5 protein-coding genes and 1 pseudogene are annotated in these 6,611 nt (G+C 61.0%); 5 read left to right on the forward strand and 1 reads right to left on the reverse strand.

From position 1 onward, the window contains the following. Positions 1-55: 55 nt before the first annotated feature. Complete coding sequence (locus C6558_RS37565; RefSeq protein WP_025428046.1) at positions 56-1,036, reverse strand: LysR family transcriptional regulator; 981 nt, start codon at positions 1,034-1,036, stop codon at positions 56-58. 280 nt (positions 1,037-1,316) lie between these two features. Here C6558_RS37565 and chvE point away from each other — a divergent pair, with 280 nt between their 5' ends. From chvE to C6558_RS37590, 5 genes and pseudogenes are all read left to right on the forward strand, one after another. Continuing rightward, on the forward strand, positions 1,317-2,384 hold the full coding sequence (gene chvE / locus C6558_RS37570; protein WP_025428045.1) for a multiple monosaccharide ABC transporter substrate-binding protein: 1,068 nt from the start codon (positions 1,317-1,319) through the stop codon (positions 2,382-2,384). 99 nt (positions 2,385-2,483) lie between these two features. Continuing rightward, positions 2,484-4,019 (forward strand): multiple monosaccharide ABC transporter ATP-binding protein, encoded by a 1,536-nt coding sequence (gene mmsA / locus C6558_RS37575; RefSeq protein WP_025428044.1) that lies wholly within the window; start codon positions 2,484-2,486, stop codon positions 4,017-4,019. Then, the gene (gene mmsB / locus C6558_RS37580) at positions 4,019-5,227 is read left to right on the forward strand and encodes a multiple monosaccharide ABC transporter permease (RefSeq protein ID WP_025428043.1); all 1,209 of its coding nucleotides are present in this window, start codon (positions 4,019-4,021) and stop codon (positions 5,225-5,227) included. Before mmsA ends, mmsB begins: the two co-directional genes overlap by 1 nt. A gap of 171 nt (positions 5,228-5,398) precedes the next feature. Beyond that, positions 5,399-6,394 (forward strand): AraD1 family protein, encoded by a 996-nt coding sequence (araD1, locus tag C6558_RS37585; protein ID WP_025428042.1) that lies wholly within the window; start codon positions 5,399-5,401, stop codon positions 6,392-6,394. 75 nt (positions 6,395-6,469) lie between these two features. Further along, a pseudogene (locus C6558_RS37590) lies at positions 6,470-6,611 on the forward strand (aldehyde dehydrogenase family protein); the annotation flags it as partial.

Here is a 6,611-nt window from a genome sequence, read left to right on the forward strand (position 1 = left end):
TATCCCAGGCTGATCAACTTGATCATGCCCAGGCTGATCAACCAATGCTGGCTGATCATGCTCGTCCCTGTTTGAGAATGAGGTCGTAGAGCAGCTTGGCGCTCGGCGGCAGCGCGCGTCCCTCGGCGGTGATCAACCCATAGGGCTTGATGCGGATCGGGATCTCGGTTTTGAGGATGCGGATCTCGCCGGCCGGCGTGCCGTTGTCGGCGATCAGGTTGGCGACATCGAGCGCCACCGGCGCAATCGCATTGGTGTTGCGCACGATCGACAGCGTCAGGATGATCGACGAGGTGTTGATGACGGTCGCCGGTAGGCGCACACCCGCGGACATGAAGCTGTCTTCGACGGCGCGGCGCAGCAGCGTTCCCGGCGGCTGGAACACCCAGTCGTAGGCGGGCAGATCTTCGGCGCCGGCAATGGGCTTGTCGAGCAGCGGATGGCCGTCGCGCACGATCAGGCAGACCTCCTCGTAGCCGATCTCGACCATGTTGAAGAGCCGCGGGCTGAGATCGTCTGGGATGCGTCCGACGACGAAGTCGTGGCGGGCGGCGAGCAGCTCGCGCGTCAGCACATTGCTGTTTTCGATCTGGATGTTGATCTCGATGCCGGGATAGGCGGTGATGACCTGGCGGATTGCCGGAACGGCGAGGTTGAGCGCCGGCCCGGTCACCGAGCCGATCGACACCGAGCCGCCGCTGCCGGTCTTCAGTTCGCTGATCTCGCGCGAGGCCTCCCGCAGTTCCAGAAAGATCGTGCGCGCCCGCCGCGCCAACGCCTGGCCGTAGCGGGTCAGTTCTACGCCGCGTGCCACTCGCTCGCAGATCGGCGCCTTCAGGATCGTCTCGATCTCCGCCAGCATGCGCGAGGCGGCGGGCTGGGAGATGCCGAGCGTCTCGGCGGCCGCACTGATGCGACGATGATCGTCGATCGCCAGGATCAGCCGGAGGTGATTGATCTTCAGCCCTGAGCGAAAGAGCCCGCTGTCGAACTGTTCGGCGGCAATCCCTGTCGTGCCGGGCTTTCCTTCTTTCATCATCGTGGGCAATCCAGTTTTCAGGATGTTTCAAAAATCACACTGTTTTCGAGTAGTATATCAATATTGGTATGGTAGCAAAGCGATATTGTATTTGACAGTTATGGCTTTTGATTCCAGTTTTTCCCCATGTGCCAGTGCATGTGGGAGCATGCGGGCGGGGAGGACTTCCTTCACCTGGATCCACCGCCGGAGACGCGATCTCCGGGCCGGTGGATCGCTGCGCATAGGACGGGGAGGCTGCGGGCCTGCCGGCTTCAACACTTTTGGGAGAGACCAGATGAAATTGATTACTTCGCTTCTCGCAGCGGCCGCGATCTCCGTCGCGTCGTTTGCTGCGCCCGCCTTCGCACAGGACAAAGGCACGGTTGGCATTTCCATGCCGACGAAGACCTCGACCCGCTGGATCTCCGATGGCGAGACCATGGAGAAGCTGTTCAAGGAAGCCGGTTACACGCCGGACCTGCAGTTTGCCGACGATGATATTCCGAACCAGCTCGCCCAGATCGAAAACATGGTGACCAAGGGTGCCAAGGTTCTCGTCATCGGCGCCATCGACGGCACGACGCTTTCCGACATCCTGCAGAAGGCCCATGACGCCGGCGTCAAGGTCATCGCTTACGACCGTCTGATCCGCGATTCGGGCAATGTCGACTACTACGCCACCTTCGACAACTTCCAGGTCGGCGTGCAGCAGGCAACGTCGCTGGTGCAGGGCCTGAAGCTCGACGGCGCGACCGAGCCGAAGAACGTCGAACTCTTCGGCGGTTCGCCTGACGATAACAACGCCTTCTTCTTCTACGACGGTGCGATGTCGGTCCTGCAGCCGCTGATCGACAGCAACAAGATCGTCGTCAAGTCCGGCCAGAAGGGCATGGACCAGGTCGGCACGCTGCGCTGGGATGGTGCCGTTGCCCAGGCCCGCATGGAAAACCTGCTGTCCTCCAACTACACCGATGCCAAGGTCGATGGCGTTCTGTCGCCCTACGACGGCCTGTCCATCGGCATCATCTCGGCGCTGAAGGGCGTCGGCTATGGTTCCGGCGACATGGCGATGCCTGCCGTTACCGGTCAGGACGCCGAACTGCCTTCGGTCAAGTCGATCCTTGCCGGCGAACAGTATTCGTCGATCTTCAAGGACACGCGCGAACTCGCCAAGGTCACGGTCGGCATGGTCAATGCGATCATGGAAGGCAAGGAGCCGGAAGTGAACGACACCAAAACCTATGACAACGGCGTCAAGGTCGTTCCGTCCTACCTGCTGAAGCCGGTCGCGGTCGACAAGTCCAACATCAAGGATGTGCTGGTCTCCTCCGGTTACTACACCGAAGATCAGATCAACAACTGATAGGATGACGCACCTGAGGGTCCGCGATCCATCGCGGACCCTTTTATCCCGGTGAGGGAGCCTGTACTCTCTTGCCGACTGCCGCTGGAATGACTGAACATGGACAATATCATTCTCGAAATGCGTGGCATCACCAAGACGTTTCCGGGCGTCAAGGCGCTGGACAATGTCAGCTTCAAGGTTCGCGAAGGTGAGATCCACGCTCTGGTCGGTGAAAACGGTGCCGGCAAATCGACGCTGATGAAGGTACTGAGCGGCGTCTATCCCGCCGGCACCTATGACGGCGAGATCTACTACGACGGCGAGCCTCGCCGCTTCTCGACCATCTCTGACAGCGAACATCTCGGCATCATCATCATCCACCAGGAACTGGCGCTGGTTCCGCTGCTGTCGATCGCCGAAAACATCTTTCTCGGCAACGAGATCGCCACCAATGGGGTGATCCATTGGCCGCAGACCTTTGCCCGCACGCAGGAACTTCTGAAAAAGGTGGGCCTGAGCGAGCCGCCCGCCACGCTGATCACTGACATCGGCGTCGGCAAGCAGCAGCTGGTCGAGATCGCCAAGGCGCTGTCGAAGAAGGTGCGGCTGCTGATCCTCGACGAACCGACCGCCTCGCTCAACGAAAACGATTCTGACGCGCTCTTGAAGCTCTTGATGGAGTTTCGCGCGCAGGGCATGACTTCGATCATCATTTCGCACAAGCTGAACGAGATCCGCAAGGTCGCCGACCAGATCACCATCCTGCGCGACGGCGGAACCGTTGAAACGCTCGACTGTCAGACCGAGGATATCGGCGAAGACCGGATCATCAAGGGCATGGTCGGTCGTGCGATGGAAGATCGTTACCCGCCGCGCGAGCCCAAGATCGGCGAGACGCTCTTGGAAGTGAAGAACTGGAACGTCTTCCACCAGCATCACCGCGACCGGCAGTTCCTGCACGACGTCAATTTTACCGTGCGCGCCGGCGAAGTCGTCGGCATCGCCGGCCTGATGGGGGCGGGGCGAACCGAAACGGCGATGAGCATCTTCGGCAAGTCCTGGGGGCACAAGATCACCGGCGACGTCCTGATGCGCGGCAAGCCGGTCGACGTCAGCACCATCCCCCGCGCCATCGACGCTGGTCTCGCCTATGTCACCGAAGACCGCAAGCAACTGGGTCTCGTGCTGATCAACAACATCAAGGAGAACACCACGCTCTCCAACCTGAAGGCGGTGGCGTCCAACGGCGTCATCGACGATCGCAAGGAGGTCAAGGTCGCCTCCGACTATCGTTCGAAGCTGCGCATCCGCTCGCACTCGATCTATCAGGAAACGGTCAATCTTTCCGGCGGCAATCAGCAGAAGGTGGTGCTGTCGAAGTGGCTGTTCACCAATCCGGAAGTCCTCATCCTCGACGAGCCGACACGCGGTATCGATATCGGCGCGAAGTATGAGATCTACACCATCATCAACCAGCTTGCAGCCGAGGGCAAAGGCATCGTGATGATTTCATCGGAGATGCCGGAACTGCTTGGAACCTGCGACCGCATCTACGTCATGAACGAGGGCCGCATCGTCGCCGAGCTTTCAAAGGCCGAAGCGAGCCAGGAATCCATCATGCGTGCCATCATGCGTTCAGGGGAGAAACACTAATGGTCGCCGATACGAGCACCCAACCGAACAAACCCTCGATCGGGGACTATCTCAAGAACAACATCCGCGAATACGGCCTCCTGGTCGCGCTCGTGGTCATCATGCTGTTCTTCCAGTTCGTCACCAACGGCGTGCTGTTCCGCCCGGTCAACATCACCAACCTGGTGCTGCAGAACTCGTTCATCGTCATCATGGCGCTGGGCATGCTGCTGATCATCGTCGCCGGACACATCGACCTTTCGGTCGGCTCGATCGTCGCCTTCATCGGGGCGATATCGGCGATCATGCTGGTCAAGTGGGGCCTGCCGGCCTTCGTCGTCATTCCTGCCTGTCTTGTTGTCGGCGGCATCATGGGGGCGGCGCAGGGTTACTGGGTCGCCTATCAGAAGATCCCGTCCTTCATCGTCACGCTTGCCGGCATGCTGGTCTTCCGCGGGCTCACCTACGTGGTGCTCGGCGGCCGGCCGATCGGTCCGTTCCCGAAGGAGTTTCAGCTGCTTTCGACAGGCTTCGTTCCGGATTTCCTCTACTTCCTCAATCCGAGGCCCGACCTCATCCAGAACATGGTGGCGCTGGTGGCGGTGCTGGCACTCGTCGGCTACGCCATCTATGCGGGCGTGCGCAATCGCCGGGTCAACGAGCAGCACGGTAGCGAAAACGAGCCCTTCGTCTTCTTCGCCATCCAGATGGCGGTCATCGCCGTCGTTGCGCTGTTCATCGGCTATCAGCTTTCGACCTATCGCGGCCTGCCCAACGTGCTGATTGCCATGGGCGTGCTGATCGCGCTCTATACCTTCGTCACCACGCGCTCGACGATCGGCCGTCGCATCTATGCCATGGGCGGCAACGTCAAGGCGGCGAAGCTCTCCGGCATCAACACCGAGCGGCTGACGTTCTACACCTTCATCAACATGGGTGTTCTGGCCGCACTTGCCGGCATGATCATCACCGCCCGCCTCAACTCGGCAACGCCGAAGGCCGGCCAAGGCTTTGAACTCGACGTGATTGCGGCCTGCTTCATCGGCGGCGCCTCAGCGTCCGGCGGCGTCGGCAAGATCATCGGCGCGGTGATCGGGGCCTTCATCATGGGCGTGATGAACAATGGCATGTCGATCATGGGCATCGGCATCGACTACCAGCAGCTGATCAAGGGTCTGGTGCTGCTCGCTGCCGTCTTCTTCGACGTCTACAACAAGAACAAGGGCTGACCAGCGACCGAACGGCCCGGATCGAACCAGTACCATTGAACGGGCAGCTCCGGCTGCCGGGAGTGACAGCCCGGACTGTCAGGATTGGGTGGCGAGAGCCACCCGAGGGGCCGCGGTTTGCCTGAGATCAGGCGCGAGCAAGGCCCGAACGATGCAAGGAAGGACAGGATCGTGCTGATTTCTCAGATCAGGAACGAAGACGGATCGACAACGGTCGCGGTACGCGCGCCGGGCGAGGTTGCCCGCGCAGTCAACGGCGCGGCGAGCGTCTATGCACTGGCGATGGACGCGGCCAATGCCGGGCGTAGCCTCAAGGACACGATCGAGGCAAAGGGTCTTGGTGCTGCCGTCGATCTCGAAAAGGCCTATGCCGAAGGCCGTCTTCTGCCGCCGATCACCCACCCCGACCCCGCGCACCTGCATCTGACCGGAACGGGGCTGACGCATCTTGGTTCAGCCGCGACCCGCGACGCCATGCACAAAAAGACGACCGAGGCGGCGGAGGAGACGCTGACCGACTCGATGAAGATGTTCCGCATGGGCCTTGAAGGCGGCAAGCCGCAACCGGGCGAAACCGGCGTGCAGCCGGAATGGTTCTACAAGGGTAACGGCACCTCCGCCGTCGCGCCCGGTTCGGCGCTCGTCTCTCCGGCCTTTGCCGAAGACGGTGGGGAGGAGCCGGAGATGGCCGGCATCTACGTGATCTCTGACAAGGGCATGCCGTTCCGTATCGGCTTTGCCGTCGCCAACGAGTTTTCCGATCACAAGACCGAGCGGGTCAACTATCTCTGGCTCGCGCATTCGAAGCTGCGCCAGGCGAGCTTCGGGCCGGAAATCCGCGTCGGCGCAGCACCCGACGATATCAGAGGCACCTCGCGTATCCTGCGGAGCGGCAAGGTTCTGTGGGAAAAGCCGTTCCTATCGGGCGAAGCCAACATGTCGCACAGCTTTGCCAACCTCGAGCATCACCATTTCAAATATGGCCTGTTCCGCCAGCCGGGGGACATCCACGTCCACATGTTCGGCACGGCGACGCTCTCCTTCGGCGATGGTATCCGCACGGAAGAGGGGGATGTCTTCGAGATCGAGGCTGCCGAATTCGGCCTTCCCTTGCGCAATCCGCTCGCAATCGCCGCCGCCGAACCGGTCGCCATACATCAGCTCTGACATATGCGGTATGCCAGTGGCAGGCCGCGACAGGCGCGGTTGCCCGCGAAAAGTAGATGAAGGAGGCTGAGGCCCATGACATTGCACCAAAACCTGATTGCCGGCGAATGGGTTGGCGGTGATGGCGTTGCCAATATCAATCCGTCCGACACCAACGACGTGATCGGGGAATATGCCCGCGCCTCGGCCGAGGATGCGAAGGCGGCGATTGCTGCGG

It is taken from the genome of Ensifer sp. NM-2 (assembly GCF_003024455.1).
Classification (GTDB): domain Bacteria; phylum Pseudomonadota; class Alphaproteobacteria; order Rhizobiales; family Rhizobiaceae; genus Ensifer; species Ensifer canadensis.

Excerpts from the sequence above, each read along its gene's own strand:
- chvE (WP_025428045.1), top strand. The coding sequence starts at position 1,317 with ATGAAATTGATTACTTCGCTTCTCGCAGCGGCCGCGATCTCCGTCGCG.
- mmsA (WP_025428044.1), top strand. The coding sequence starts at position 2,484 with ATGGACAATATCATTCTCGAAATGCGTGGCATCACCAAGACGTTTCCG.
- mmsB (WP_025428043.1), top strand. The coding sequence starts at position 4,019 with ATGGTCGCCGATACGAGCACCCAACCGAACAAACCCTCGATCGGGGAC.
- C6558_RS37565 (WP_025428046.1), bottom strand. The coding sequence starts at position 1,036 with ATGAAAGAAGGAAAGCCCGGCACGACAGGGATTGCCGCCGAACAGTTC.